Genomic DNA, 24,234 nt, shown 5'->3' on the forward strand with positions numbered 1-24,234 from the left:
AAATTAAATATGGATTAATACATTGTTAATCAAATATTTACGCTATAAATTATGTTAATAAAATTAAGTTTTTTCTTGAAAATTAAATAGAAATTAAATTTGATTTTAACGGTAAACTTTTTGCCTTATTTCTCTATAAATTAGTCCCCGAATAACTAATTAAATTGACTTAAGAAATTTTAATTGAGTATATTTTTTTTAACGCACGTAATAATACTCAGTTAAACTACTCAGGCATATTTAATTAAATTACTTAATAGATTTTAACTATTAAAAATTCTAACTCAACGTCCCATATGGATACTTATTATTTTTATGCATACTATCGAAATCCGAAGGTTACTATTCATAAAGCAGCTTGTCGATTTTGTAATCAGGGTAAAGGCATGCAGCCTAACAAGTGTAGTTGTTCGACAGGGCGCTGGCGGGGAGGTTTTGCCAGCTTCGAACTGGCTTTAGAGGCCGCTCAGGAAATGGGTAAACGATTGGGTGTAGAGCCGACGTATTGTCAACGGTGTCTTTCGGATATAGTTGACCTTTCTATGAAAGAAGAAGTTGGTTTAGAAACGGCTGCTTTTGAGTAAGGATATTGTAGCAGATGTCAGTTCATAAGAAAAGGCCCTGTTTGCAGATAGATGACTGCAAACAGGGCCTTTTGTAAATAGATCATTATGGCTTAGCTGGCAAACTGCTTAACCAGGCCTTCCAGCGTATGTAAAGGCTGAACGCCCGACTGCCGCCAGACAATTTTCCCGTCTTTAAATAAAATCATGGTTGGAATACTGCGAATCTGATATTGCTGGGCGGCTGCCTGTGCTTTATCGACATCAATCTTCACAACCCGGACTTTATCGCCTGCCCGATCGGTGAGTTGCTTGAGGATAGGAGCCTGTTGTTTACAGGGGCCACACCAGTCGGCATAGAAATCGACCAGCACGGGTTTATCGCCGTTGATCAGGTCTTTAAACGATTGCTTATTCATAGTGGTGTTGATTTACGATTTTCGGTATTCAGTTTGCGATTTTCAGAGCCGGGCCGTAAAAGTCCGCTTCTTGCCAACGTAAACCGAAAACGCTAAACTTGCCTTATTGTTCCTCATTCACCGGTTCGTTCAGAATGGTATGGCCCATTTTATCCCGTTTGGTTTGGAGATATCGTTTGTTGTGCGGGTTGGAGGGAATTTCGATGGGTACAGTGTCGACAATTTCAAGGCCATACCCCATCAAACCAGCCCGTTTCTTCGGATTGTTGGAAATTAGCCGCAGTTTGCGGATACCCAGGTCACGAAGAATCTGAGCGCCAACTCCATAATCGCGGGCGTCCATAGGAAGTCCTAGTTCCAGGTTGGCTTCTACGGTATCGCGGCCCATTTCCTGAAGTTTATACGCCTTGAGTTTGTTCAGCAGGCCAATACCCCGACCTTCCTGAAACATATACAGCACAACGCCTTTCCCTTCGGCTTCCACCATTTTCATAGCTTCGTGAAGCTGAGCACCGCAGTCGCAGCGGCAGGAGCCGAAGATGTCGCCGGTCACACAGGAAGAATGCACGCGTACCAGAACAGGTTCGTTAGGCTCCCAGCTGCCTTTAATGAGCGCCAGGTGTGTGTCGCCAGTGTTACTTTGTTTATAGGCAATCAGATCAAAATGGCCCCATTCAGTGGGCAGATCGACGCCAATTTCCCGGTGAATAAGTGTCTCAGTCTGGAGTCGGTATTCAATCAGATCCTGAATACTAATCAGTTTCATGTCGAAACGGTCGGCCATGACGCGCAATTGCGGTAAGCGGGCCATGGTTCCGTCTTCATTCAGAACCTCGATCAGTACACCGGCTGGCGAAAGACCAGCCAGCCGCGCCAGATCGATAGCCGCTTCGGTATGCCCCGATCGTCGAATCACACCACCTTCGGCCGCACGTAACGGAAATATATGACCAGGGCGCCCCAGATCGTCGGGTGTAATGGTTGGATCGACCAACGCCTGAATGGTTTTAGCCCTGTCGGAAGCCGAAATACCGGTTGTACAACCATGACCTAATAAGTCGACCGAAACCGTAAATGGCGTGGTATGAACCGACGTATTGCTGGTAACCATCATATCCAGGCCCAGTTCATTGCAGCGTTCCTGAGTAAGCGGAACACACATCAGTCCACGGGCTTCGCGGACCATAAAGTTGACCATCTCGGGCGTAACCATTTCGGCCGAACAGATCATATCCCCTTCATTTTCGCGATCTTCATCGTCAACGACAATCACAATTTTACCCGCCTTAATATCCGCAACAGCCTCTTCGATAGTATTGAGTCGAATCGGTGTTGCGTCGGACGGGGATAACTCGTAGCCAGAGGCAGATTCTTGCTGTGTGGCGTCAGAGTTGGTACTATTATTGCTCATCTTTTTTGGTCTATGCGTATCAGTAAAACTATCTTTGGTAGTGCTTAGCCGGTCGCCTACTAGTTCAATGGGAGACACAGGCTCCTGTTTAATCGGAAAACTGAATTTTAGAAAGATACGTTTCGCAGGATGCGAAAATGTCTGTTATTCCGTTTAAAGCATAGATGCGATAATTATATAAGAATGCTAAAAAAGTTACCCTCTGTGCGAGTCTTACGATTGTGGTTGATGGAGTCTGGGGTGAAAACCAAGGGATTGACTGGCTGGTTGAGCCTGGCCTTAGGCGTATACCTGCTACTGGGTAGCCCTCAGTTCGTACGGGGGCAGAATGCCTGTGCTAACCCACGATTTCCGGGCGATTTTTCGGTTGATAAAGCAAAAGTATGCGTTGGTTCGTCGGTTAATATTGTAGGCGTGCCAGCCAACTTAATAAGCGCTCAATATAATTTTGAATACGATGGCAAGAGCACGATCGATAAAGTGACCCTTGCACCAACCAAAGCGCATACGTATTCGACTCCCGGTTCATTTACAATTATTCAGAGCGGTGCCGGTAATGGTGCCGGTACGGGAACTATCTTCTGCAAAGAAGTAGTCGTATTGCCTGTGGATCAGGTAAGGTTTACAGTCAACATTTGTTCTGGACGTAGGGCCATTCTTGTGCCTGATGGCTCGACACTAGGTCAGTATGACAGCTATGAGATCCGATGGGGGGATGGAACCGTTGAGCGGAAAACCCGGGCTGAACTGACGAATCAACCCGCGCATACTTACAGCAACTCCAGCAATCAAGTACTTACCATCCAGCTTCAGGGAGTTTATAACCCTCCGGCCGATTGTAGGTCGACAACATCTGTGGCAACAATTAGCCTGATTGGCGCGGCCACACAGCCTACGATTTCGGCATTGAAAACTACCAGCGATAATTCAATAGATATTGACTATCAGGTTAGTACTGGGATCACGGTACAGCTTTATCAAAAGGTAAATGGGGCCTATGTATCGACTGGTAAAACCAGTACAGGCGGAGGTACATTTACCGTGCAGACCGACGCTAAACAGGTACAGTGTTTTCAAGTGGTTACTCAGGATGCCTGCAACAGTACCCCTGTAAAATCGGACGAAGTGTGTAGCCTGGTGCTTGATGCAAAAGCGGCCAATAAACAGAATGATTTAAGTTGGCAGGCCTATGCCGGTACGGCCACCCAATTTCGGTTTTATCGGATTCGGCGCAATGGTGCAGTAAATGGCCAGGTACCGAGTCGGACGACAACTACCTATGCCGATGCCAGTGACATCACCTGCGGTACGCAGTACTGCTACTCGCTTGAAGCTACGGTCGGTCCAACCACGATTACATCGCAACAGGTTTGTGTAAACGGAATCAATGATGGCACGCCAGGGGATATTGAGGGAGTTGTGGTATCCATTGAAAATAACAGGCCCCGGATTGTGGCCAATTTACCTGCCACCAGTTCTTCTTCCAGCTTTACTCTGGTCGTGAGCCGTGCTAGTGGTTCTTCGGGAACCTATCAGCAGGTTGGTACCATAGTGAATAAGAATTCCTTTGTGGATGCGAGCGCTGATCCGTCAGCTGGTTCATATTGCTATCAGGTAAGTTATCTAAGTGCCTGCGGACTGACATCAAAACCTTCGGAGCCGGTTTGTTCCGTATTCCTGACATCTAACTCGCCTAAAGGGATCGACTGGTCGGCCACGTCGCCATTTACGCCCTCAACAATAGCTGAATACATTGTTGAAGTGATTGATTCGGTCAATAATACAAAACGAGAAATACGCGTAAGCTCAAACACCCACCTCGATCTGACAGACGCCGATCTGGAATCGCAAACGCAAAAATACCGGGTTATTACAGCTTCATCGGACGGAACGGTTAGTTATTCGAACTTCTACACCTTCCGAAGTGAAGTTAAGATCTGGCTTCCTGATGCGTTTACACCGGATGGCGACGGGATGAACGAAGTGTTTCTGGCAAGAGGCATCTACCTTGACCAGTTCCGCATGACCATTTTCGATCGATGGGGCGAGGTCGTATTTACAACTACGGATAAACAGCAGGGTTGGGATGGTACCATAAATGGGCAGCGAGCGCTGGAGGGCCAGTACTTGTACCGTATTGAAGTGATTGATCAGACTAATCTGAAAACTGTCCGAACGGGGGGCGTACTGCTTGTTCGAAGTAAACGCTGACAAAGAAGGCATCCAGACGATACAAAGCCTATCCTGTATAGAACGTACTTACGCGATTGCTCCCTGAGAGCTATACTTCTCCAGCCTTATCCGGCTTAACCAACACGTCATTAGCATTCTACGTCTGATCGGCAATTGACTATACTGAAACAAATCCGGATTGATCAGAGTAATCAGATAGCGCGTAGGTAATCTGTTTAAAATGGTCCGATTACTCCTGTTGCAAAATGTAAGAAGCAAACCGAATAAAAATGCCGGGTGAACCCAGTAAACGTTTTGCATGTTGCCAGAAGTGTGATATTTACAAATAGAAGGTGGATTCTTTACTAGATACGATATGAATATGATGGATATGTTCGGGAAGATGAAAGAAGTTCAGTCCCGAATGAAAGACGCCCAGGAAACGCTTAGCGCAGTTACCGAAGTCGGTGAATCAGGGGCTGGATTGGTAAAAGTGACAGTGAACGGCCTAAAAAACGTTCTTAAAATAGAAATTGACCCTGATCTGATTAAGCCCGACGACCGCGAAATGCTACAGGATCTGGTCGTAGCGGCTACTAACAAGGCGATGGCCAATGTCGAGACGAAGTCCCGTGAACACCTCCGGAAAGCTACAGAAGGGTTACTGCCCAATATTCCCGGCCTGAATCTGGACGGGCTTATGTGAGGAAGAGTTTGTAAGTTTGTCGTTCGTAGGTTGCTGTTGGTATAGGTCCTTGTTAACTATGACAAACGTCAAACTGCGGACGCAAACGTTGAATGGATTTGGATAGTCTTGCCATTGTTATTCTGAATTACAACGGTCAGCCGTTTTTAGCGAAGTTTCTGCCTAACGTATTGGCTCATGCCGACGGACATCCGGTTTATGTGGCAGATAGTGCATCTACGGATGGATCGGTCTCTTTTCTGCGAACTGCTTTCCCTACCGTTCGGGTAATCGAACTGCCTAAAAATGAAGGCTATGCCGGAGGGTATAACCGGGCTCTCGACCAGATTCGATCCGGCTATGGAGGAGCTACTTATTATGTACTGCTCAATTCAGATATCGATGTGACCCCCAACTGGCTGTCGCCTGTGGTATCCTTATTTGATGCGAATCCAAAGCTGGCAGCCTGCCAACCCAAAATCCGGTCGTATAGCCAGCCCGACTTGTTTGAACACGCGGGTGCTGCCGGGGGCTTTATCGATTGGTTGGGTTATGTATTCTGTCGGGGTCGCGTTTTTGCAACCTTCGAGGCCGATCGGGGCCAATATGATGATAATAGCCCCGTATTCTGGGCAACAGGTGCCTGTCTGTTTGTCCGATCATCCGTATTTCATCAAACCGGTGGATTCGATGCGGCTTTTTTTGCCCATATGGAAGAGATTGACTGGTGCTGGCGTGTTCAGCGGCTTGGCTATGCGGTTTGGACCTGTGGCCAATCGACTGTATACCATGTAGGTGGTGGGACACTTCATAAATCGAATCCCCACAAAACCTTTCTTAATTACCGGAACAGCCTGTTCATGCTCTATAAAAACTGGCCCTCAGATGGTTGGTTATGGCCTAAAATCCTGCTACGGTTGATACTGGACGGCGTATCGTCGTTACTGTTCATGAAAGAGGGGCAATGGCCTGATGTATGGGCAATTTTGCGGGCGCACTTCGCTTTTTATGGTAAGCTACCAACCTTACACCGCCAACGAAACGAATTGAAGCGGCAACAGCTAAAAGAAGTTCAGGTATACCCCACTAGTATTGTGTGGCAATACTTCGCTAAAGGTAGAAAGACGTTTCAGGAGATATATGAATAATGTATAATATAAGATGTAGGGTGTAGGATGTAAAGTGCCTGTTTTTGTTCATAGAGCATACATCCTATATCATACATTATTTACAGTTCCCAGATAGTTGGATGAGCATGCCGACGAAGATGCTTGTTCATTTCCATCCAGAAAGCGAGTATCAAGTAAAGCACAACTGGCGATCCTAAGGTCAAACACGACGTATAAATAAAATATAAGCGGATACTACTAGCTGAGATATTCATTTTCTCACCTAGGAGGGCGCATACGCCAAACGCTTGATTTTCAATGAAATAACGTATCTTGTCCATTTTCTTATATATGAAGTGCCTAAAAGATCTGGGCAATGATATGACGAAGAACAAACTGGGTTTTTGATAGAATGTTTGCTCTTTGGATAAAAAAGCAATATAAACTTAGTGAAATTAGCTAAAAAGTGTTGGTAAACTCATTGAAGTCGGAACATTTTTGTTTTCTTTGTGTTGTAACGGCTATGACGGTGCATAAGTGTCGTTTTTAGCTATTTTTTTAACAAAGTTCGTTGATTATCAACTAAGTACCCTGGTAACGGGATGGTCTGGTATCTGTTTCCTGAATCTTTGTTAATAACTGACCCTTTAAATGTTTAATTGTTTAATTGTTTAAGTTTTATGCAAACAGGTGAAGTAAAATTCTTTAACGAGAGTAAAGGCTACGGATTTATCGTTGAAGACGGTACCAACAGAGACATTTTCGTTCACATTACCGGTTTAAACGGAATTACCATTCGTGAGAAGGACCGGGTACAGTTTGAAGTGATTGACGGCAAAAAAGGACTAAACGCCGTAAAGGTGCAGAAAATAGCCGACTAGGGTAAGTCTGTGAGGACCAGAGTATGAAAGGTTTTATCTCTTTCATACTCTGGTTTATGAATTACTCTGCTATCCAGCCACGAACCTCCTCAATACGAGGCATTGCTACATCCATTTTTAGTTTTTTACGAACTCCACCAAGATCATTAAAAAGCTTATTTGGGTTTGCAGCACGTAGCTGTTCAACAGTCAGGATGCCCAGCTTTTGCAAAGCAGCCACCCATTCGGCAGGTACACCGGCAGCAACAAAATCTCCTTCGCCCGATTGTTCGACTTTCTTTTCAGGCCGCATCTGTGGGAAAAACAGAACGTCCTGAATAGAAGGCTGGTTGGTCATTATCATGGTTAGCCGATCAATACCTAGTCCCACACCAGCCGTAGGGGGCATACCGTATTCCAGCGCTCTTAAAAAGTCTTCGTCCAGCGCCATCGCTTCTTCGTCGCCCCGTTCGGCCAGACGTAGCTGATCCTCAAATCGTTCACGCTGGTCAATTGGGTCATTCAGCTCTGAATAGGCATTCGCAATTTCTTTTCCGTTACAGATCGCTTCAAACCGTTCGACAAGACCCGGTTTGCTTCGGTGTTTTTTTGTCAGTGGTGACATCTCGACCGGGTAGTCGGTAATGAATGTGGGCTGAATTAGGTTAGGCTCACAGGCCTCGCCAAACAACTCGTCGATCAGTTTAGACTTGCCCATGGTATTGTCTACTTCGATGCCCCGGCTTTGTGCTACCTGACGCAACTCATCTTCTTCCATAGCCGACACATCAACACCCGTATATTCCTGAATGGCCTCGAACATGGTCATGCGCTTCCAGGGGCGTTTGAAATCGATCACATTCGTACCAACCGTCACCTTCGTCGTACCGGCAACATCCAGCGCCACTTTTTCGACCATTTCCTCAATGGTATCCATCATCCAGAGGTAGTCTTTATAAGCCACGTAAAATTCAACCTGCGTAAACTCCGGATTGTGCGTACGGTCCATCCCCTCGTTACGGAAGTCTTTGGCAAACTCGAATACGCCATCATAGCCACCAACGATCAGCCGTTTGAGGTATAACTCATTGGCAATCCGCATATAAAGCGTCATGTCGAGTGAGTTATGATGCGTACGGAAAGGCCGTGCCGTAGCGCCCCCATGAATAGGTTGCAGAATAGGGGTTTCGACTTCCAGATAGCCTTTGTTGCTCAGGTACTGGCGAATCGAATTGACCAGTTTGGTTCGTTTTATGAAAACATCACGCACCTGCGGATTTACAATCAGGTCGACATAGCGCTGGCGATACCGTTGCTCTGGATCGGTAAAGGCGTCGTACACTTCTTTCTCACCCTGATCGTTGACCACCTCTTTTACGACCGGTAAAGGGCGTAGTGATTTATTGAGCAGCGTAAATTCCCGAACGTAAACAGACAACTCTCCGGTTTTGGTCGAGAATACATTCCCTCGCACACCAATAATGTCGCCAATGTCGAGCAATTTTTTAAAGACGGTGTTGTACAGGGTTTTATCGTCACCAGGGCACAGGTCATCGCGTCGGAAATAGAGCTGCATTCGCCCGGTCGAATCCTGCATTTCGGCAAAGGAGGCATTCCCCATAATGCGGAAACCCATCAGGCGCCCAGCTAGTTGGATATTTCCCCAATGACTGTCGCCCGACAGATCCTGTTCGGGTTCAATGGTCGGAAAAGCCTCCCGGATACCGGCAATAGTAGCCGTTACGTCAAACAGTTCGGCAGGGTAGGGGTCGATCCCCATCCGCATTAATTCTTCGCGTTTTTGTCGGCGATTTATTTCTTGTTCACTCAGGAGCATGATTGTCAATGGTCAGTCAACCGGTTGGTTAACCAGGATTTTAGCCCGCAAAAATAGTGAAAAGGATTGGCGTTTGCAGAGTTAGCGTTTGAAGGGGCTGAGTTTTGTTCATACAAGTGGCTGGCAAGACCCTCTTTCGAGCGAAAAATAGAGATTATGAGGGATTGTAAGTATGCGGGATGAAGTCAAAAATAACATGGCCGCAAACGAGTAGACAGATCGTTTGCGGCCATGTTATTTTTAGGAGCAGTGTTTAGCCCTCCAGGGACACCATCGCCTTAATGACCCCATTAGCGGGATTCAGCCAACTGGCAAATTCGTCGCGTACCTGTCCAAACGCAACCCGATGCGTAATGTACGTGGTAGGGTCAACCAGTCCGGCTTTCATTGACGAAATTACGTGTTCAAAATCGGCACGGGTCGCGTTTCGGCTGCTCATCAACGTGCCTTCCCGCTTATGAAATTCGGGGTGGCTAAAGCTGATTTCACCTTTCTGTAAACCAATCAATATATACCGGGCACCATGGGCCATGTACCGAAAGGCATTGTTAATTGCTCGTAAGCTGCCTGTTGCGTCGATGACTACAGTAGGCAGCTCACCGTTGGTGATTAACGAGAGCTGCTCATACACATCGGGCGAAGTAGCCAGAACTGTATGAGCTACTTTCAATCGGTCCTGGCAAAAGGCCAGCCGCGATTCGTTGATATCGAGTGCAATGACGTTTCCACCGGCAATGCGGGCAAATTCCATTACGCCCAACCCGATGGGGCCAGCGCCAACTACCAGTACCCATTCGCCTGGCTGTACACCTGCCCTACGAACACCGTGAGCACCAATCGCTAAGGGTTCAACCAGCGCCAGTTCATCGAAACTCAGCCCATTGCCATGCACCAGTGAATGAGAGGGCACTGATAAGTATTCGACCATACCGCCGTCTGCATGAACACCGCACACCTGCAAATTGACACAGCAGTTGGGTTTCCCTGATCGGCAGGCAATGCAGTGGCCACAGTTGAAATAAGGTATGAACGTAACGGCTTCGCCAGGTTCAAAACCCGGTGCATTGTCGGCTTCGACTAGCTCACCCGCCAGTTCATGACCCAAAATTCGGGGGTAGTTAAAAAAGGGCTGAGTGCCTTCAAAAGCGTGTAAATCGGTGCCACAGATTCCGATCCGACGAATGCGCAGAATACTATGATCGGGTTGTAAACTTGGTTTTTCGCCTGACTGGTAGTCTAACTGGCCCGGCGTTGTACAGACTAATGTTTGCATAAAATAGGGAATTGTTACTGCTGCAACGTAATGCGGGCAAGATGTCCGCATGGTCCATACGATTACAGACAGAGCTGTGGCCTACCGTTGTCGCAGTTTTAACTATGCGGACATTCTGTCCGAGTTAGTTTGCGTTGGCTAAAGCCCGGTCGAGGTGAACATAACCCCCATCGACATAGAGCAGTTGACCCGTAGTGTGACTTGAGCGGGGCGACAACAGGAATACTGTTGTATTGGCAATCTCTTCGGCTGTGGTCATCCGATTTTCAAGCGGGATATTTGCCACAATAGAGGCTAGTTTGTCTTCGGGATTCGGTAGCGTCTGAATCCAGCGTTCGTATAGGGGTGTCCAGCATTCGGCTACGATGATGGCATTGACCCGAATGCCATATTTGAGCAGTTCAACGGCCCACTCACGAGTCAGCGCATTGCGGCCACCGTTTGCCGCTGCGTAAGCGGACGTTCCTCCCTGACCTGTTTCGGCGGTTTTAGAACTAATGTTGACAATCGCTCCTTTGGATTCTTTTAAGGCGGGTAGGGCGTAGTGGACAATCAGGTAATAATGTACCAGATTTTTGTGCAGTGAAGCCATAAATGCTTCGTAATTGCCATGTTCAAGACCAACACCATCGTTGACGCCAGCATTGTTGACCACACCGTCGATGCGTCCGAACTGTTGCAGGACAGCATTTACTGCTTTTTCCGATTCCTCGGGTTTCGTGAGTTCGGCCGCGACCTGAAAAGCCTGTTGCCCGGCAGCTTCCAGTTCTGCTACCACCTTTAGGTTATCGGCTTCATTACGGCCAATAATTACCGGAATGGCTCCTTCGCCTGCCAGCACTTTAACTATGCCTTCGCCAATACCTTTAGCGCCACCTGTAACGATGATAACCTTGTTTTGCAGTTGTAAATCCATGTTGTTTTATTCGGTAAGAAATGCCGGTAAAGTTAAGGCTGTGTTTTTAGGTTTCGTGTTTCAGGCTAGCTGAAGCATCAGAATCGAAAATGATTTCCAAAAAGAAAGTCCTCACACAACTCGGTGGGACTTTTCCAGAAAACCAACCTATAAAATAACTCCGTGTGCATCTTAAGCCAGTTGAAAACACAACTGATTGAATTCGTCTTCGTAGATATAATCGCTCGGATCATACAACTCCGACGCGGCTACCAGCAATATGGTATCGGTAGTGAATCGAATCTCTTTCCATAGCATTGGAGGAATGTATACGGCCTGCCCGGTTTCGGTCAGCCGAAGCTGGGCAGCTTCGCCTTCCCTATTTCTTAAGTCGATGGTAAGTTCTCCCTGTAGAACAATTAAATATTCCTGACAAGCGCGATGTGCGTGAGTACCCCGAATGGCATCTGTTGGAACGCCATAGATCCAGTAAAGACGTTTTACCGGGAACGGGGCCTGTTTGAGTAAGGAAAGCGTATCCTTATTCGTTAAGTCAAGTTTATTAATCGTGAGCATTGCCATACGTTTGACGGTGATTTCTGTACTCCTTTTGTGATGCCTTAGTGTTAGTGCGAAGCTGTTAACGTCACATTCTTCACTGTGAAGTTTTTTACCGCGAAATAGAGAATCGGTAAGAAACAACAGGCCGGTACCAGGTAGGCCGTTTGCATAGTGGTCAGGTCTGAAACCCGACCCATAATAACCGGGAAGAACGCTCCACCCGCTATCGCCATAATAACAAGCGAAGACCCCAGCTTTGTTTTCGATCCTAACCCCCGGATACTCAGGGCGAAAATGGTTGGGAACATGATCGACATAAAAAACTCAACGCCGATCAGGGCATAAACCGGCACCTGGCCATGCCCGGTTACCGCAATGGCTAATAGACCAATATTGAGCAGGCTGTACAAGGCCAGTAAACGGGGAGGAGCTATAAAGCGCATCAGAAAGGTGCCAAAGAAACGACCAACCATAAAAGCCAGCAACGCTATAGATAGCAGTTTGGCGGCCGGCTTTTCGGTAATATTGGCAGCCTGGCTAACAAAGCGAATAAAAAAGCTACTTACACAAACCTGAGCGCCTACGTAAAAAAATTGAGCAATTACGCCTGTAATCAAATTCTTTTCGGTCAGAATCGATTCCTGGCTGGCCGACGGCGAATCGTCTTCATCACTGATAATCGGTAGCGGTGTGCGGCTTATTAAGAGAGCAACCAGGAGAACAAAGCCACCAATGAGCAAAAATGGAACCTGGACCGACGAAGCTTCTTCTTTCAGATAAGCCTGAAGTTGATCGGCCGACATGGCCTGTTTGTCGGCAACCGACAGATTCTTGCCGGACAGAATAAACTGGCCACCTGCCAGTGGAGCCAGAAAAGCAGCTAAGCCATTGAACGATTGGGCAAAATTGAGTCGTTGCGTACCCGTTTCAGGGTCGCCGAGTACGGTGATATAGGGGTTAGCCGCCGTTTCGAGTAGGGTTAAACCGCTGGCAATTACAAATAAGGCAATTAGGAATAAGCTAAACTGGAGCGAATCGGCAGCCGGATAGAATAAAAAGGCACCACCGGCAAATAGGAGCAGACCCAGGGTAATGCCTGCTTTGTAGCCATAGCGTTTCATGAAGAGCCCGGCAGGTATAGCCATTAGAAAATAGGCGATATACGAAGCCGAGTCGATAAACGCTGATTGAACATCACTTAACTGGCACGCTTTTTTCAGGTGTGGAATCAATATAGGATTCATATTCAAGGCGAATCCCCATAGAAAAAAGAGTGCTGTAATTAAGACGACGGCAAAACGATTCGTAGGTTTAGACACTGTACTTCTTGTGGTTTAGTTGTAAATCCAGTTAAGGTTACGTTGCAAAGGAACTCTATTTATTCGCCCATATTTTGTAGAAATTTATCTGGATAGTCAGCTATTTTAGCATAGATCACCAATCTCCCTTTTTGGCCGGGGCTTCTTCTGAAAAGATCAAGGGATAAGCATAACTACTTAGCCTTTGATTGTTATTTATAATTAGGTGGCGACCTGAAATATGGCTTACAATATACGAGTTTTCGCTGGATGGTTGGTATGATAAGCTAAGCCTGGTTATGAAACCATGTTAAAAAATTTCTGCCTTGGCCCGCCATACTGCTTACCCGCTATACAGCATGTGCTTCATTGGCCGTTGATCAATTGGCCTGACCGCTCCTCCTGTTTTTGAACAACATACTTTATTTTTAACTATCATTGTGCTATCATTTTGATAGCAAATCTGAACTAAATTTTTACGAATATGGAAGAGAAACGACTTACCTCCGTTTCAGGCTATGTGTTTATACTGATTGGCCTGGTCTGTTTTGGCTTAGCTCCCTTTACATTACGTTATGCCCCTATTTTGAGCGGCTTTCTGGCAATATTGGGCATTTTTATCCTGAAAGGAATAATCGTTATTTACCCAAACGAAGGTATTGCTGCCACCTTTTTTGGGGACTACGTTGGCACCATTAAAGAAACGGGCTTGCGCTGGGTGAATCCCCTGTACAGTAAAACCCGGATCAGCCTTCGTGCTCGTAACCTGAACGGACAGCAGCTTAAAGTGAATGATAAAATGGGTAACCCCATTGAGATTGCAGCCGTTGTGGTTTGGCAGGTGGCTGATACGGCCAAAGCTCTGTTCGATGTTGATAACTACGCTAATTTTGTACAGATACAGTCCGAAGCGGCTGTACGGTTTTTAGCCAGCTCCCATGCCTACGACAACATGGAAGATGAACACGAAAACGTTACCTTGCGCGACAATACCGGCCAGATCAACAAATTTCTGGAGCAGGAGCTTGATGAGCGTCTTGGGCAGGCAGGGGTTCGGGTAATGGAAGCGCGAATCAGCCACCTGGCCTATGCACCCGAAATTGCTGGGGCTATGCTTCAGCGTCAGCAGGCAACCGCCGTGGTATCGGCGCGGAAGCAGATTGTGGAAGGTGCCGTTGGGATGGTCGAAATGGCATTGGCCCGACTTGCTGAAAAGGACGTAGTTCAACTGGATGAAGAACGAAAAGCCGCTATGGTGAGCAACCTGCTGGTTGTACTATGTGGTGAAAAAGCAGTTAGCCCGGTCGTAAATGCGGGAACACTGTATAATTAAGTACTAGACGTGAGTAGCGAGGAGTGCGAATGGCCAGACTATTCGCACTCCTCGCTACTCACGTCTCACTCCTGAAAAGAGATGGCTGCTGAAAAAAAAGCGTTTGTTTTACGGATTCAGCCGGAAACGCTAAAAGAATTGGAACGATGGGCACAGGAAGAGTTTCGAAGTGTGAACGGGCAAATTGAATATCTGCTCAATGAGGCACTTCGGAAACGCAAAAAACGTGCTCAGCAAATTCCGGATAATGACGTAAAGCCTTCCGATGAATAAGCCATTACATCAACTTCACTGTCCTAGTCCTCCTGAGGAGTGTCCAATCCTTTGGTAGAAGCCGTTTTAGCGTCTTGTTCAAGCATCAGATTATATTGATTAATTAACACCAACCGCCCGAAAAGTAAGCGGTCATTGATATTATGGGTATCCCTATATTTTTTGAGTTGTTTGTCGTAACGGGTCATCAGGGGCGTATACACGTCGGTATAAAACCGGTCGAGTGCCCGTAAATGATCCCCATCGTTAACAAAGTACTCGAAATATTCGGGATTGTCGGCCATGGCTGGATGGTCGGAATAGTAGGCAGGGTGTGTAAACGCAATTTTTCGAAAGCCCCGCCTGGACCTGAGTCGTCTGACCACGGCCAGTGAACCGTCCTGACACACTTCGAAAAAGGCCTGCTTAGCTGAAGCCTGGTCACTCTGATGAATTAGGGTCTGAAAATCCCGGTATTTATGGAGGTTAAAGTCGAACCAGCCGAATTGGCTGACCTGATTAGTGGAATAGGTGTGCATTCGTCCATCCTTGGTGCGAAACAGCACCATCTCCGTCAGCCAATTATAGCATATATCGCCTTCCAGCGTGGTTTTGTCCCAGAAGATTACCTTTCCGTTTTGCCAGATGGGTTTAGGTATAGAAGCCTGGCTAAGAAAAGATTGAAAAAGTACAATTACTATAATTGACGTAATTAAGTAACGATAGGTCATAGCCTCTTATGTTTGGTGAGAGATTTATTTGCTGGTAACTAAGGCCGCTTCTTACGTAATAGTGGTCTTACGTTCAATTATGAAATTAATTATTTTATATATATATTCTTTTACGATATAAAATAATGCAATTTGGCGTTTTTTAATTATATATAGCTGCAATAGAACAAGCAGAAGAAAAGAGAGAGATTGTTCTATTTTTCTGTATTTTGATTCAATTTGATCGGCTGACTAAATTTATCTAATGGTGCCTGAATTTTTGAGTAAGTTTTGTTGACTTGATATAATACAAAAATACGTCACCTCGAAGACTGTTCACTGAAACAGGTTTCAAAGTGACGTATGAATGAGTGACGCCTAGAGGCTTTTACAAACGGTCGGTGGAGGAAGTAACGAAATTGCCGATCAATCGAATACCGTCCAGTGTAAGTGAGGGTACTATAGCCGTAAATACATCGTTCAAGGATGGAATCCGCTGCGATAAACCGCCTGTTGCCACCGCGAGGCAATCGCCAGCCAGTTCTGCTTGAATGCGAGCGACCAACGAGCGCACGAGTCCTTCATAGCCTAGTACGACTCCCGCCTGAATGGCATGGGTTGTGCTGGTACCCAGTGCAGATGAGGGTACTTCAATAGGGACTTCAGGTAGCTGAGCGGTATTGGCAAACAGCGAACGAATGGCTGTTTTTAGTCCTGGCGCGATGGCAACTCCTAAAATTTGTCCTTTGTCCGAAACGGTTGTAAACGTGAGTGCCGTGCCAAAATCGACAACTACGCAATTGCGTTTATACTGCATATAAGCAGCCAGCGCATTAGCCACCAGATCGGTGCCAATTTCGTGCGGACGCAGAATTTCGAGAGGTAACAAAGGGTAGACCCCTGGGCCGACCACAACAGGAGCAAAACCGAATAACTCCGTCAACATGCCCCGCATAGTGGGTGTAAGATCGGGCACTACACTGCTTAATACTGTGGTTTTAATGGCACTGAGCGGAATATCGGCTTCCAATAGCCAAAGCCGAAGTCGTCGTTCATACGATTCGGCGGATTCATCTTTTCGGGCAGGAGTGCGCCAGATGGTGTGCCAGCCAGTTTGGTTGTAAAGCCCAAAAACGGCGTCGGTATTACCAATATCAACAATAATCTGCACAGGATGGGAGATGGACGGTTGTCGGGGCGAAATAAGGACAAAAACCGCACATTCCCGCACATTCTCTCAGAGCGATTTCTGACAGGATTAGCAGGATGGACAAGATTTTCTGACTGTCTTAAGCCTAACCATCCGGTTAACCCTGTCAAAAGAAATTTTATAGTATGATCTTTTTAGGCTGCGTTGTCATGAAATCTTTAAGATAAAACGGCTCAAAAGTCGCCATATCTTCAAACTGCCCATCGGTATAGGCCCGGCCTGCCAACTGCCCCACGGTGCGGGCTGAAGGAACCAGAGCGCGCGCTGGGAAAATGGCGTTGGGATGATCGTTTAGCAGGCTCTTACATTTAGCTGCTCCATCACCAAAAAATACCACCGGACTCTGCCTGAGCCAGTCACCGAACGAAGTGTGGTCGATGATTTGCGCTGCTGTGGGTTGCCGCTCCTGGCCCTTTGTATCGTATAAAGCGCAATACACTTCCATCCGTCGGGCATCGATCATCGGACAAAGCAGATGATCGTCCGGATAAAATGCCCGAATTTGCTCAGCCATAGCGGCTAGTGTGTTGATGGCCAGTAAAGGTTTGTCAAGAGCAAAACAGAGCCCTTTGGCGGTAGAAACAGCAATTCGAAGACCCGTATAAGAGCCAGGCCCTTTGGCAACCGCAATGGCATCCAGATTAGCCAGTTCGTAACCTGCCTGTTGGACCGCATCGTGAATCAGCGTAGTGAGCATAGCCGCTGATGTGCGCTCCGTAAACAACTCGTAACAGGCCAGAAGCTGTGAATCCTGATGAAGGGCTACCGAACAGGAAGCGGTAGAGGTATCGATGGAGAGAATCAGCATGATGTAAAGAGTGAAGAGTGCGGGATGTAAAGCGAAGAGCAACCCGCTGCGTCAGCCGTTATTCTTCGCTTTACATCCCGCACTCTTCATTTTCTACTTGCTTTTTAAAATTGACTGGTATCGTCCCATATCTTTAAACAGATCGAGGGCCGCTTTAAGCTCGGGATCGGTGGAAAAAGATGCCTCCTTAATCCCTTTTTGCAGGTAATAATGCCCTGCAATCTCCTGTTCCAGTAATGTCCGAATTTCGGTTTTGAAGGTATTCAGGTCGGCGTCTTTGCTATGCGACATCTTGGTTTTCAGCGACTTCAACTGATCCTGAATCTGATCAAAATATTTCTCTTTCTTGGCCGAAGCTTCGAGTGTGCCCAGATCTTTTTCAACCTGAGTAGTGTAATCGTATTCTTTGTCGGCCAGCCATTTGGTGAACTCAGCATACTCCGCGTCGGTCAGCTTGAACTCACGGGCGGGTTTGATGGTGGGATGATCGTGGTGGTATTTGACCGCGTAATCGAAGATTAATCCCTTATTGGTCAGGCTGAGCGCAATAGGCGTTGGCGTTTGAGCATCAATAACTACGTCGGGCAGAACCCCACCTCCGTCGTATACAACACGACCCGCTTTGGTTTTGAACGCTGTTTTCAGCGAATCTGGGATTTTGCCTACGCTGCCGTCTGGGTTGCGATGGCTATAATCGATGGCCTGAATACAACGACCACTGGGTATGTAGTATTTGGCCGTGGTGATTTTCAATTTTGTATTAAACGATAGTTCGCGCGTGGTTTGTACCAGTCCTTTGCCATACGTACGCTGCCCAATCAACACGCCCCGGTCGTAATCCTGAATAACCCCCGACACGATTTCGGCGGCTGAGGCACTATGGCTGTTGGTTAATACGATGATCGGGATTTCGAGGTCCAGGGGAGGGTTCAGCGCTGTATAGGTTTTGTTCCATTCGGTCACTTTGCCCTTCGTGGTTACTACTTCCGAATCTTTGGGGATGAACGTATTACAGATGTCGATAGCCATGTTGAGCAGCCCACCGGGGTTTTCACGAACATCCAGCACGAGTTTTTTCATGCCCTTACCTTTCAGTTCCTGAAACGCCGACCGGACTTCCCGCGAAGCCGTTGCTGTAAAGTCTTTCAGATCGATATACCCCACATCTTCGGAGATCATGCCGTAATAAGGCACATTCGTCATTTTGACCACATCCCGAACTACACTCAGGTCTACCGGGCTTTTCTCGCCGTACCGTTGCACCGTAAGTTTTACGGCTGTATTGTTTTGGCCTTTCAACAGTTTGCCGGGGTCGGATTCTTTGATGTTCTTCAGCGTGATTCCGTCAATTTTGATAACTTCATCACCGATACGTAATCCTGACTTTTCGGCTGGGGTACCTTCATACACCATTAATACGATGTGCTTTCCCTGACGTTGGCCAATCAGGGCCCCGATACCGTTGTAACGGCCGGTAGTCATGGTCATGTAATCCTCGATTTCATCTTCCGCAAAGAAGTTGGTATAGGGATCGAGGGCTTTCAGCATCGCGTCAATGCTGGTTTTGACCATCCGGTTCGGATTTACCTCATCGACATAATATAAATTCAGCTCTTTGAAGAGCGTAGCGTAGATGTCGAGGTTACGAGCGATTTCAAAAAACCGGTCATCGGTCTTGAAGGAGAAGAAGCCAATGCCACCCGCTACCAGCGCCGACGAGGCTAAAAGAGTAAGGCGTTTAGAAAAGCGCATATTGAGTAAGGGATGTATAATGAACAATGTGTAATGGATAATGGTGACGACAAGCCTGTTAAGGCATTACTCATTTTACATTATTCACTATACATTTAGCGATAGCTAATTTCATACCTTTTTCTATCTCTTCAAACGAAATTATCTGTTTGGCGGTATAAAGAAAACCAATATATGCCGGTGTTGTTGAACCGGTTGATGTGTTTTCGATCTGAAATAACTGTTTGTGAAGGCGATAAGCCTCCCGCACCCGTCGGCGAATGAGGTTGCGGTCGACAGCTCGCTTAAATGTTCGTTTCGGTACAGTAATGACAATGGCAGGAAGCGAAACGTTGCTTGTCGAATCGGATTCGGGCTGGGGCAGATAAAGTACCCGAAACGGAAAAAGGTAGAACGTCCTGACAGCCGCACTACCTTTCTTAAATAAGTCGCCGAGAATCTTTTTGCTGCAAAGCCGTTCTGATTTGGGGAAGGTTTGCGGCATAAAGTCGTGATCGATAGAAGTTAGTCGTTAGTTGTAAGCCATTATCGACTGTCGGCTAACGACTGACAACTAATGACTAGATTTTAAAGCGATCGCCTTTTTTCTCGTCTGAGACGGTCAGTTTATGCCGACCTTTAGCCCGACGGGCAGCCAATACTTTGCGGCCGTTGGCGGTAGCCATACGCTCACGGAAACCGTGTTTGTTTTTCCGCTTCCGGTTCGATGGTTGGTACGTTCTTTTCATGATCTATCTTGCCTAAAACTCTTGTTTTCCAAATGAGTCCGCAAAGATAGCTGAATTGCATTAGTTTACCAAGCCCTTGTTTTAGATTTGTGGCTCATGAACTGGATAAGGCACTACACTCTTTTACCATCCATTGACCTACTCAACCAAATTTAGCCAAAACTATGCATTATCGCCTGTCTGCTGACCCCGTTACTCCTCATTATATCGCCGTTGAGGCTCAACTGACGGCTATCAATACCGTTGAAGTGGAGTTACAACTACCGGCCTGGCGCCCAGGGCGATACGAGTTGCAGCAATTTGCCCGGAATATCCAGCGATTCACGATCGTTGACGGAAATGGAAACCCGCTCCCTTTTCGAAAAATCACCAAAGATCGGTGGCTGGTGCAAACCAACGGGGTATCTAAACTGACGGTTCACTACAACTACTACGCTTTGTTAGCGACGCCGAATCAGTTGAATGCAGGCAGCAGTTTTATCAGCGAAACCCTCCTATACGTCAATCCGGTCAACCTGTGCCTGTATGCCGAAGGGCGTCTTAACGATCCCTGTACTCTGGAACTGGCTATTCCCGATGGTTGGACAATCGCCTGTGGCATGGAGGAATATGGTATTAAATCACTTCAGGCGGCTGATTTTTATGAATTGGTCGACTGCCCCATTATAGCTGCCCCAGTGATTCAGCATGTTCAGTATGCCATTGGCGAAACGTCGTTTCATGTCTGGATTCATGGTGGCCGTCGGACCGATGGCGAATTTACCTTCGATGCTGACCGGATTGTGCAGGATTTCAGCCGATTTTCGCAGAAGCAAATTGATTTATTCGGCGAGTTTCCTGAAAAAGAGTACCACTTTCTTACGCTGGTGTTAACCGTGCCCTATTATCATGGGGTAGAACATCGGAATTCGACTGTGCTGGTGCTTGGACCAAATGACGAAGGTGAAGGGTTGTATCAGGATTTGCTGGGTGTTTCTTCCCATGAGTTGTTTCATGCCTGGAACATCATTCGGATTCGACCAGTGGAGTTATTGCCTTACGACCTTACGAAAGAAAACTATTTTTCGACCTGTTTTGTGGCCGAAGGGGTAACTACTTACTACGGCGATTTAATGCTTCGGCAGTCGGGTGTTTTTTCAGATGAAGCGTATTTAAAGGAATTGCAGGTACTGTTCAAACGTCATTTTGAAGCAAATGGGCGGGCTTTTCAATCGCTCACCGAATCATCGTGGGATTTGTGGCTCGATGGGTATGATAAAGGCGTACCGGATCGGAAAGTGTCCGTTTATCACAAAGGGTCAATTGTCGCACTGATTCTGGACCTGCACATTCGTCGGCTGACCAATCATGCGCGTTCTCTGGATGATGTCATGCGGCTAATGTGGCAGCAATTTGGGAAGCCATTTGTTGGCTATACACTCGATGACTACCGAAAGACAACCGAACAAGTGGCAGGCGAATCGCTGGATTGGTATTACAACCTATGTATTTTTGGGAGTCAGCCATTAGAAACCACACTCAATTCGTATCTGGCCTGGGTGGGTTTACAGATCGTTTATGAAGAACCAACGATCGAGCATCCAGGAGGTATTCGCCTACTGGAGCTGGAGGAGGAAGCAGCAGCGACGGAGCGGGCGAAATGGTTTGGCGGCTGGTTGACCGAGGAGCCTCATACCGAACTGATATCCGAAGAGAAACCCGGTAAGAAGGTTGTCGCCAAGTAGATAAGCGCTGGTATAAGATTACTATAATAGCTTGTGCAACCTCGACAGAATTATTCGGGCTGTCAACGTCTGGATTTTAATGGGGTGCCTGTATCTAAACGCTAAACCAATTAACCTTTAATTATTTTTTCTTGATGAAGCGTCTTTTCCTTCTTGTCCTGTTAGTGCCTGGTTGCCTGCTGGCTCAGTCAAAACCCGAAAAGCCCTGGATGCTGGGACCTTTTCAAAAAGCAAATGCGTACAATCCAATTCTATCCGCCAAAGCCACGACTACCTTCGACTGCCCCGTTCGTAAACAAACCATCCATTGGGAAGAGAAAGACGTTTATAATCCAACTACGGTGGTGCGGAATAACAAAGTATATATGTTGTACCGCGCCGAAGATACTGTCCGAAGCGTAGGGGGAACGTCTAGATTGGGACTGGCGGTTAGTACGGATGGTATTCATTTTAAACGAATGCCGAAACCTGTATTTTACCCAAACAACGACCCGATGAAAGTGTATGAGTGGGAGGGAGGTTGCGAAGACCCGCGTGTAGTGGAAAGCCCCAATGGGGTGTATATAATGACCTATACGGCTTACGATGGCGATAAGGCCCGGCTTTGCGTGGCGACTTCGCGGAATCTGACCGACTGGCAAAAGCAAGGGCTTGCTTTTGGAGAAGCAGCCAACGGTAAATACAAAAATAGCTGGTCAAAATCGGGAGCGATCGTGTGTAAGCGTGTCGGTGATCGGTTTGTCGCGCAGAAAATAAACGGTAAATACTGGATGTACTGGGGCGATCAACCTCAGCTTCGGTTAGCCGTTTCGGACGACCTCCTGCACTGGAGTCCTCTGGAAAATGAAGCTGGACAGCCTGTTGTGGTGGCAGAGTCCCGGAAAGGGAAACACGATGTCAGACTCCTTGAGCCCGGTCCGTTTGCTATGCTGGCAAAAAAAGGGATTCTGTTGATTTACAATGGCATGAACGATGCTAAAAATGGCGACTCGGGCCTGCCTGAAGGCGCTTATGCAGGCGGGCAGCTACTATTCGATGCAACTAATCCAGCAAAACTTCTGGACCGTTCAGAAACGTATTTTATTAAGCCCGACCAGCCCTATGAAATGGAAGGCCAGGTAAACCAGGTGGTTTTTCTGGAAGGAATGGTGCCATTCCATGGCAAATGGTTCCTGTATTATGGCACAGCTGATTCTAAAATTGGGGTTGCTATGGCTAACCAATAAGGGCTGTTATACTACTTCTAATTGGTGTGGTTTTTATATCATAACACAGATAGTAAATAGTTGACGGATTCGGTTGCTAGTTGTTTGTTAGCTTGCAGCTGAGGTTAATGTAAAGTTTGAGAAAGGTATAAGTATACATAGGCTCTCCATGAGAGACCTGATAAGAGGTCGTTCGTCTAAACGGTATGTATATTTTCTCCTTACTCAAACTTTAATCATATATGGGGGTTACAGCCACTGTGGGGCAACTATTTACTGATGAAACGTATCTTGAAAAGACAGCCCTACAGATTAAAATTCCGGTTTCCTACGTAGACCTGGCGTTCCGATCAACAGTCAGTTTAATAATAGCGTGTTTGCATCAGCAATTGCAGACAAACATTGGTCAAGGACTGGTTTATAGAACGTTGGAAAAACACGTGCTACAGAGTGAATCTGTTTTGAGCATAGAAATCGAGCGGCCTATTAGTTTTGAGTTGTCGGCCATCGAAGGTAATCGTCTGTTGGGTAAGCTACTTCCCGGCAAGAAAAGCCCTATCATGACGAGTGTAATCCATCATAGCCGACTGTCATACAAACAGGTAGATCAGCTTATAGGCTTATGCGCTTACCACTTGTTTACCAGGATGGCTTCACATGTACAACAGCAGCATGAATTGACCACCCTGTTAATACCCTTTAAAGAACTATCGAAGCTTGCCCCTGAGCTTGACGAGAAAGATTACAGAAGTATTGGACTGCATGATAACTTATCTTTCTTTAAAACAGCTCCTACCTATATATCGATTTGATTTTTCATTACTGGCTACAAAATACTGTCGAAGACTAAGCATATCGCTTTATTGGAGCTAATAAAATCGTTATTTAGTTTGATTATTAGTAAAAAAGACTGCTTGTTATTACTTGATTTTCTGATTTTGATAGTCATAAGACTCCGAAAAGTAGATAATTATAAGCATAGAAATTAATCGATGAGTGGGTACGCAAGTTAGTACCATCACTCAATGTATAACTTTAACGACAAGGCGTTAATGGAGAACAATGCCTCCGTTCTCAAGCAACTGCTTGAAAGCGATATGTATCTGGACGATGTAACTCTATGGCCCAACTATCCACTTGTATGTATCAAGTAGGTTCCTCGATTAGCCACCAGTTTATTAATCGCTTGCCTTGACCGACAGCTTCGCAATGATATTGGTGGAGGATTGATACAGCGGATACTGGAAAAGCATGCTGATCAGCTTAAAGTTATCCCTGATTTTGAATCGGCAATCGCTCTTGATGTAATGGTTTTGGAAGGTGATCGCCTACTGAACTCGTTGTTGCCTGGTAAAAAAAGCGCCATTCTAAGAATATTGTCCATTACGCAAAACTCCCGTTTAAGGATGTAGACTCTAACTCTATTTTG

General features: G+C 46.5%; 23 protein-coding genes. 9 read left to right on the top strand and 14 right to left on the bottom strand.

The genetic code is table 11. The annotated features are described in order from the left end of the window. Positions 1-296: 296 nt before the first annotated feature. A complete protein-coding gene (locus B5M13_RS07745) occupies positions 297-584 on the top strand; it encodes a hypothetical protein (protein WP_080055132.1) in 288 nt (95 codons plus the stop codon). Positions 585-676: 92 nt separating this feature from the next. On the opposite strand, the gene trxA is transcribed toward B5M13_RS07745, so the two are convergent. Both trxA and B5M13_RS07755 read right to left on the bottom strand, forming a co-directional pair. Then, positions 677-982 carry a thioredoxin gene (gene trxA, locus B5M13_RS07750; protein ID WP_080055133.1) on the bottom strand — a complete coding sequence of 102 codons (306 nt, stop codon included), beginning with the start codon at positions 980-982 and terminating at the stop codon, positions 677-679. A 103-nt stretch (positions 983-1,085) separates the two neighbouring features. Then, positions 1,086-2,393 (bottom strand): bifunctional 3,4-dihydroxy-2-butanone-4-phosphate synthase/GTP cyclohydrolase II, encoded by a 1,308-nt coding sequence (locus tag B5M13_RS07755; protein ID WP_080055134.1) that lies wholly within the window; start codon positions 2,391-2,393, stop codon positions 1,086-1,088. Between the two features lie 204 nt (positions 2,394-2,597). Here B5M13_RS07755 and B5M13_RS07760 point away from each other — a divergent pair, with 204 nt between their 5' ends. The 3 genes from B5M13_RS07760 (at position 2,598) to B5M13_RS07770 (ending at position 6,398) form a co-directional block, all read left to right on the top strand. Next, the gene (locus B5M13_RS07760; RefSeq protein ID WP_245859843.1) at positions 2,598-4,604 is read left to right on the top strand and encodes a T9SS type B sorting domain-containing protein; all 2,007 of its coding nucleotides are present in this window, start codon (positions 2,598-2,600) and stop codon (positions 4,602-4,604) included. A 337-nt stretch (positions 4,605-4,941) separates the two neighbouring features. After that, positions 4,942-5,271 (top strand): YbaB/EbfC family nucleoid-associated protein, encoded by a 330-nt coding sequence (locus B5M13_RS07765; RefSeq protein WP_080055136.1) that lies wholly within the window; start codon positions 4,942-4,944, stop codon positions 5,269-5,271. Between the two features lie 98 nt (positions 5,272-5,369). Next, positions 5,370-6,398 carry a glycosyltransferase family 2 protein gene (locus B5M13_RS07770; RefSeq protein WP_155297209.1) on the top strand — a complete coding sequence of 343 codons (1,029 nt, stop codon included), beginning with the start codon at positions 5,370-5,372 and terminating at the stop codon, positions 6,396-6,398. An 80-nt stretch (positions 6,399-6,478) separates the two neighbouring features. Here the strand turns inward: B5M13_RS07770 and B5M13_RS07775 are convergent, their stop codons facing one another. Beyond that, positions 6,479-6,700, bottom strand: coding sequence for a PspC domain-containing protein (locus B5M13_RS07775; RefSeq protein WP_080059839.1), 222 nt, complete (start codon positions 6,698-6,700; stop codon positions 6,479-6,481). 339 nt (positions 6,701-7,039) lie between these two features. Here B5M13_RS07775 and B5M13_RS07780 point away from each other — a divergent pair, with 339 nt between their 5' ends. After that, positions 7,040-7,240, top strand: coding sequence for a cold-shock protein (locus B5M13_RS07780; protein ID WP_020600148.1), 201 nt, complete (start codon positions 7,040-7,042; stop codon positions 7,238-7,240). A 61-nt stretch (positions 7,241-7,301) separates the two neighbouring features. On the opposite strand, the gene lysS is transcribed toward B5M13_RS07780, so the two are convergent. From lysS to fucP, 5 genes are all read right to left on the bottom strand, one after another. After that, positions 7,302-9,056: a lysine--tRNA ligase gene (gene lysS, locus B5M13_RS07785; RefSeq protein ID WP_080055138.1), complete on the bottom strand. Its 1,755-nt coding sequence runs from the start codon at positions 9,054-9,056 to the stop codon at positions 7,302-7,304. A 253-nt stretch (positions 9,057-9,309) separates the two neighbouring features. Next, entirely contained in the window at positions 9,310-10,329 is a 1,020-nt protein-coding gene (locus B5M13_RS07790) for a zinc-binding alcohol dehydrogenase family protein (RefSeq protein WP_080055139.1), read from the bottom strand. Positions 10,330-10,453: 124 nt separating this feature from the next. Next, positions 10,454-11,245: an SDR family oxidoreductase gene (locus tag B5M13_RS07795; RefSeq protein ID WP_080055140.1), complete on the bottom strand. Its 792-nt coding sequence runs from the start codon at positions 11,243-11,245 to the stop codon at positions 10,454-10,456. Positions 11,246-11,416: 171 nt separating this feature from the next. Further along, the gene (locus B5M13_RS07800) at positions 11,417-11,800 is read right to left on the bottom strand and encodes a sugar 3,4-ketoisomerase (protein WP_170061097.1); all 384 of its coding nucleotides are present in this window, start codon (positions 11,798-11,800) and stop codon (positions 11,417-11,419) included. Positions 11,801-11,850: 50 nt separating this feature from the next. Continuing rightward, complete coding sequence (fucP, locus tag B5M13_RS07805; protein WP_080055142.1) at positions 11,851-13,104, bottom strand: L-fucose:H+ symporter permease; 1,254 nt, start codon at positions 13,102-13,104, stop codon at positions 11,851-11,853. 463 nt (positions 13,105-13,567) lie between these two features. On the opposite strand from fucP, the gene B5M13_RS07810 reads away from it, so the two are divergent. Together B5M13_RS07810 and B5M13_RS07815 are read left to right on the top strand one after the other, a co-directional pair. Further along, positions 13,568-14,416, top strand: a complete 849-nt coding sequence (locus tag B5M13_RS07810) for an SPFH domain-containing protein (RefSeq protein WP_170061098.1) — start codon at positions 13,568-13,570, stop codon at positions 14,414-14,416. An 81-nt stretch (positions 14,417-14,497) separates the two neighbouring features. Beyond that, positions 14,498-14,689, top strand: a complete 192-nt coding sequence (locus B5M13_RS07815) for a ribbon-helix-helix domain-containing protein (RefSeq protein ID WP_080055143.1) — start codon at positions 14,498-14,500, stop codon at positions 14,687-14,689. Positions 14,690-14,712: 23 nt separating this feature from the next. On the opposite strand, the gene B5M13_RS07820 is transcribed toward B5M13_RS07815, so the two are convergent. From B5M13_RS07820 to rpmH, 6 genes are all read right to left on the bottom strand, one after another. After that, a complete protein-coding gene (locus B5M13_RS07820) occupies positions 14,713-15,399 on the bottom strand; it encodes a hypothetical protein (RefSeq protein ID WP_080055144.1) in 687 nt (228 codons plus the stop codon). A 367-nt stretch (positions 15,400-15,766) separates the two neighbouring features. Continuing rightward, entirely contained in the window at positions 15,767-16,549 is a 783-nt protein-coding gene (locus B5M13_RS07825) for a type III pantothenate kinase (protein WP_080055145.1), read from the bottom strand. A 157-nt stretch (positions 16,550-16,706) separates the two neighbouring features. Then, the gene (gene tsaB, locus B5M13_RS07830; protein WP_080055146.1) at positions 16,707-17,396 is read right to left on the bottom strand and encodes a tRNA (adenosine(37)-N6)-threonylcarbamoyltransferase complex dimerization subunit type 1 TsaB; all 690 of its coding nucleotides are present in this window, start codon (positions 17,394-17,396) and stop codon (positions 16,707-16,709) included. Positions 17,397-17,489: 93 nt separating this feature from the next. After that, positions 17,490-19,148 carry a S41 family peptidase gene (locus B5M13_RS07835; protein WP_080055147.1) on the bottom strand — a complete coding sequence of 553 codons (1,659 nt, stop codon included), beginning with the start codon at positions 19,146-19,148 and terminating at the stop codon, positions 17,490-17,492. A gap of 70 nt (positions 19,149-19,218) precedes the next feature. Beyond that, positions 19,219-19,632 carry a ribonuclease P protein component gene (locus B5M13_RS07840; protein ID WP_080055148.1) on the bottom strand — a complete coding sequence of 138 codons (414 nt, stop codon included), beginning with the start codon at positions 19,630-19,632 and terminating at the stop codon, positions 19,219-19,221. Between the two features lie 76 nt (positions 19,633-19,708). Then, positions 19,709-19,876, bottom strand: a complete 168-nt coding sequence (rpmH, locus tag B5M13_RS07845) for a 50S ribosomal protein L34 (protein WP_020600134.1) — start codon at positions 19,874-19,876, stop codon at positions 19,709-19,711. 164 nt (positions 19,877-20,040) lie between these two features. On the opposite strand from rpmH, the gene B5M13_RS07850 reads away from it, so the two are divergent. Both B5M13_RS07850 and B5M13_RS07855 read left to right on the top strand, forming a co-directional pair. Continuing rightward, on the top strand, positions 20,041-21,600 hold the full coding sequence (locus B5M13_RS07850) for a M61 family metallopeptidase (protein ID WP_080055149.1): 1,560 nt from the start codon (positions 20,041-20,043) through the stop codon (positions 21,598-21,600). A gap of 134 nt (positions 21,601-21,734) precedes the next feature. Continuing rightward, complete coding sequence (locus tag B5M13_RS07855) at positions 21,735-22,826, top strand: glycoside hydrolase family 130 protein (RefSeq protein ID WP_179950481.1); 1,092 nt, start codon at positions 21,735-21,737, stop codon at positions 22,824-22,826. The last annotated feature ends 1,408 nt before the right edge of the window (positions 22,827-24,234 follow it).

The sequence above is a fragment of the Spirosoma aerolatum genome (assembly GCF_002056795.1).
GTDB lineage: Bacteria > Bacteroidota > Bacteroidia > Cytophagales > Spirosomataceae > Spirosoma > Spirosoma aerolatum.

What these genes read in the sequence shown, in the direction of transcription:
- B5M13_RS07745 (WP_080055132.1), top strand. Translation starts at nt 297, where the DNA reads ATGGATACTTATTATTTTTATGCATACTATCGAAATCCGAAGGTTACT.
- trxA (WP_080055133.1), bottom strand. Translation starts at nt 982, where the DNA reads ATGAATAAGCAATCGTTTAAAGACCTGATCAACGGCGATAAACCCGTG.
- B5M13_RS07755 (WP_080055134.1), bottom strand. Translation starts at nt 2,393, where the DNA reads ATGAGCAATAATAGTACCAACTCTGACGCCACACAGCAAGAATCTGCC.
- B5M13_RS07765 (WP_080055136.1), top strand. Translation starts at nt 4,942, where the DNA reads ATGAATATGATGGATATGTTCGGGAAGATGAAAGAAGTTCAGTCCCGA.
- B5M13_RS07775 (WP_080059839.1), bottom strand. Translation starts at nt 6,700, where the DNA reads ATGGACAAGATACGTTATTTCATTGAAAATCAAGCGTTTGGCGTATGC.
- B5M13_RS07780 (WP_020600148.1), top strand. Translation starts at nt 7,040, where the DNA reads ATGCAAACAGGTGAAGTAAAATTCTTTAACGAGAGTAAAGGCTACGGA.
- lysS (WP_080055138.1), bottom strand. Translation starts at nt 9,056, where the DNA reads ATGCTCCTGAGTGAACAAGAAATAAATCGCCGACAAAAACGCGAAGAA.
- B5M13_RS07790 (WP_080055139.1), bottom strand. Translation starts at nt 10,329, where the DNA reads ATGCAAACATTAGTCTGTACAACGCCGGGCCAGTTAGACTACCAGTCA.
- B5M13_RS07795 (WP_080055140.1), bottom strand. Translation starts at nt 11,245, where the DNA reads ATGGATTTACAACTGCAAAACAAGGTTATCATCGTTACAGGTGGCGCT.
- B5M13_RS07800 (WP_170061097.1), bottom strand. Translation starts at nt 11,800, where the DNA reads ATGCTCACGATTAATAAACTTGACTTAACGAATAAGGATACGCTTTCC.
- B5M13_RS07810 (WP_170061098.1), top strand. Translation starts at nt 13,568, where the DNA reads ATGGAAGAGAAACGACTTACCTCCGTTTCAGGCTATGTGTTTATACTG.
- B5M13_RS07815 (WP_080055143.1), top strand. Translation starts at nt 14,498, where the DNA reads ATGGCTGCTGAAAAAAAAGCGTTTGTTTTACGGATTCAGCCGGAAACG.
- B5M13_RS07820 (WP_080055144.1), bottom strand. Translation starts at nt 15,399, where the DNA reads ATGACCTATCGTTACTTAATTACGTCAATTATAGTAATTGTACTTTTT.
- tsaB (WP_080055146.1), bottom strand. Translation starts at nt 17,396, where the DNA reads ATGCTGATTCTCTCCATCGATACCTCTACCGCTTCCTGTTCGGTAGCC.
- B5M13_RS07835 (WP_080055147.1), bottom strand. Translation starts at nt 19,148, where the DNA reads ATGCGCTTTTCTAAACGCCTTACTCTTTTAGCCTCGTCGGCGCTGGTA.
- B5M13_RS07840 (WP_080055148.1), bottom strand. Translation starts at nt 19,632, where the DNA reads ATGCCGCAAACCTTCCCCAAATCAGAACGGCTTTGCAGCAAAAAGATT.
- rpmH (WP_020600134.1), bottom strand. Translation starts at nt 19,876, where the DNA reads ATGAAAAGAACGTACCAACCATCGAACCGGAAGCGGAAAAACAAACAC.
- B5M13_RS07850 (WP_080055149.1), top strand. Translation starts at nt 20,041, where the DNA reads ATGCATTATCGCCTGTCTGCTGACCCCGTTACTCCTCATTATATCGCC.
- B5M13_RS07855 (WP_179950481.1), top strand. Translation starts at nt 21,735, where the DNA reads ATGAAGCGTCTTTTCCTTCTTGTCCTGTTAGTGCCTGGTTGCCTGCTG.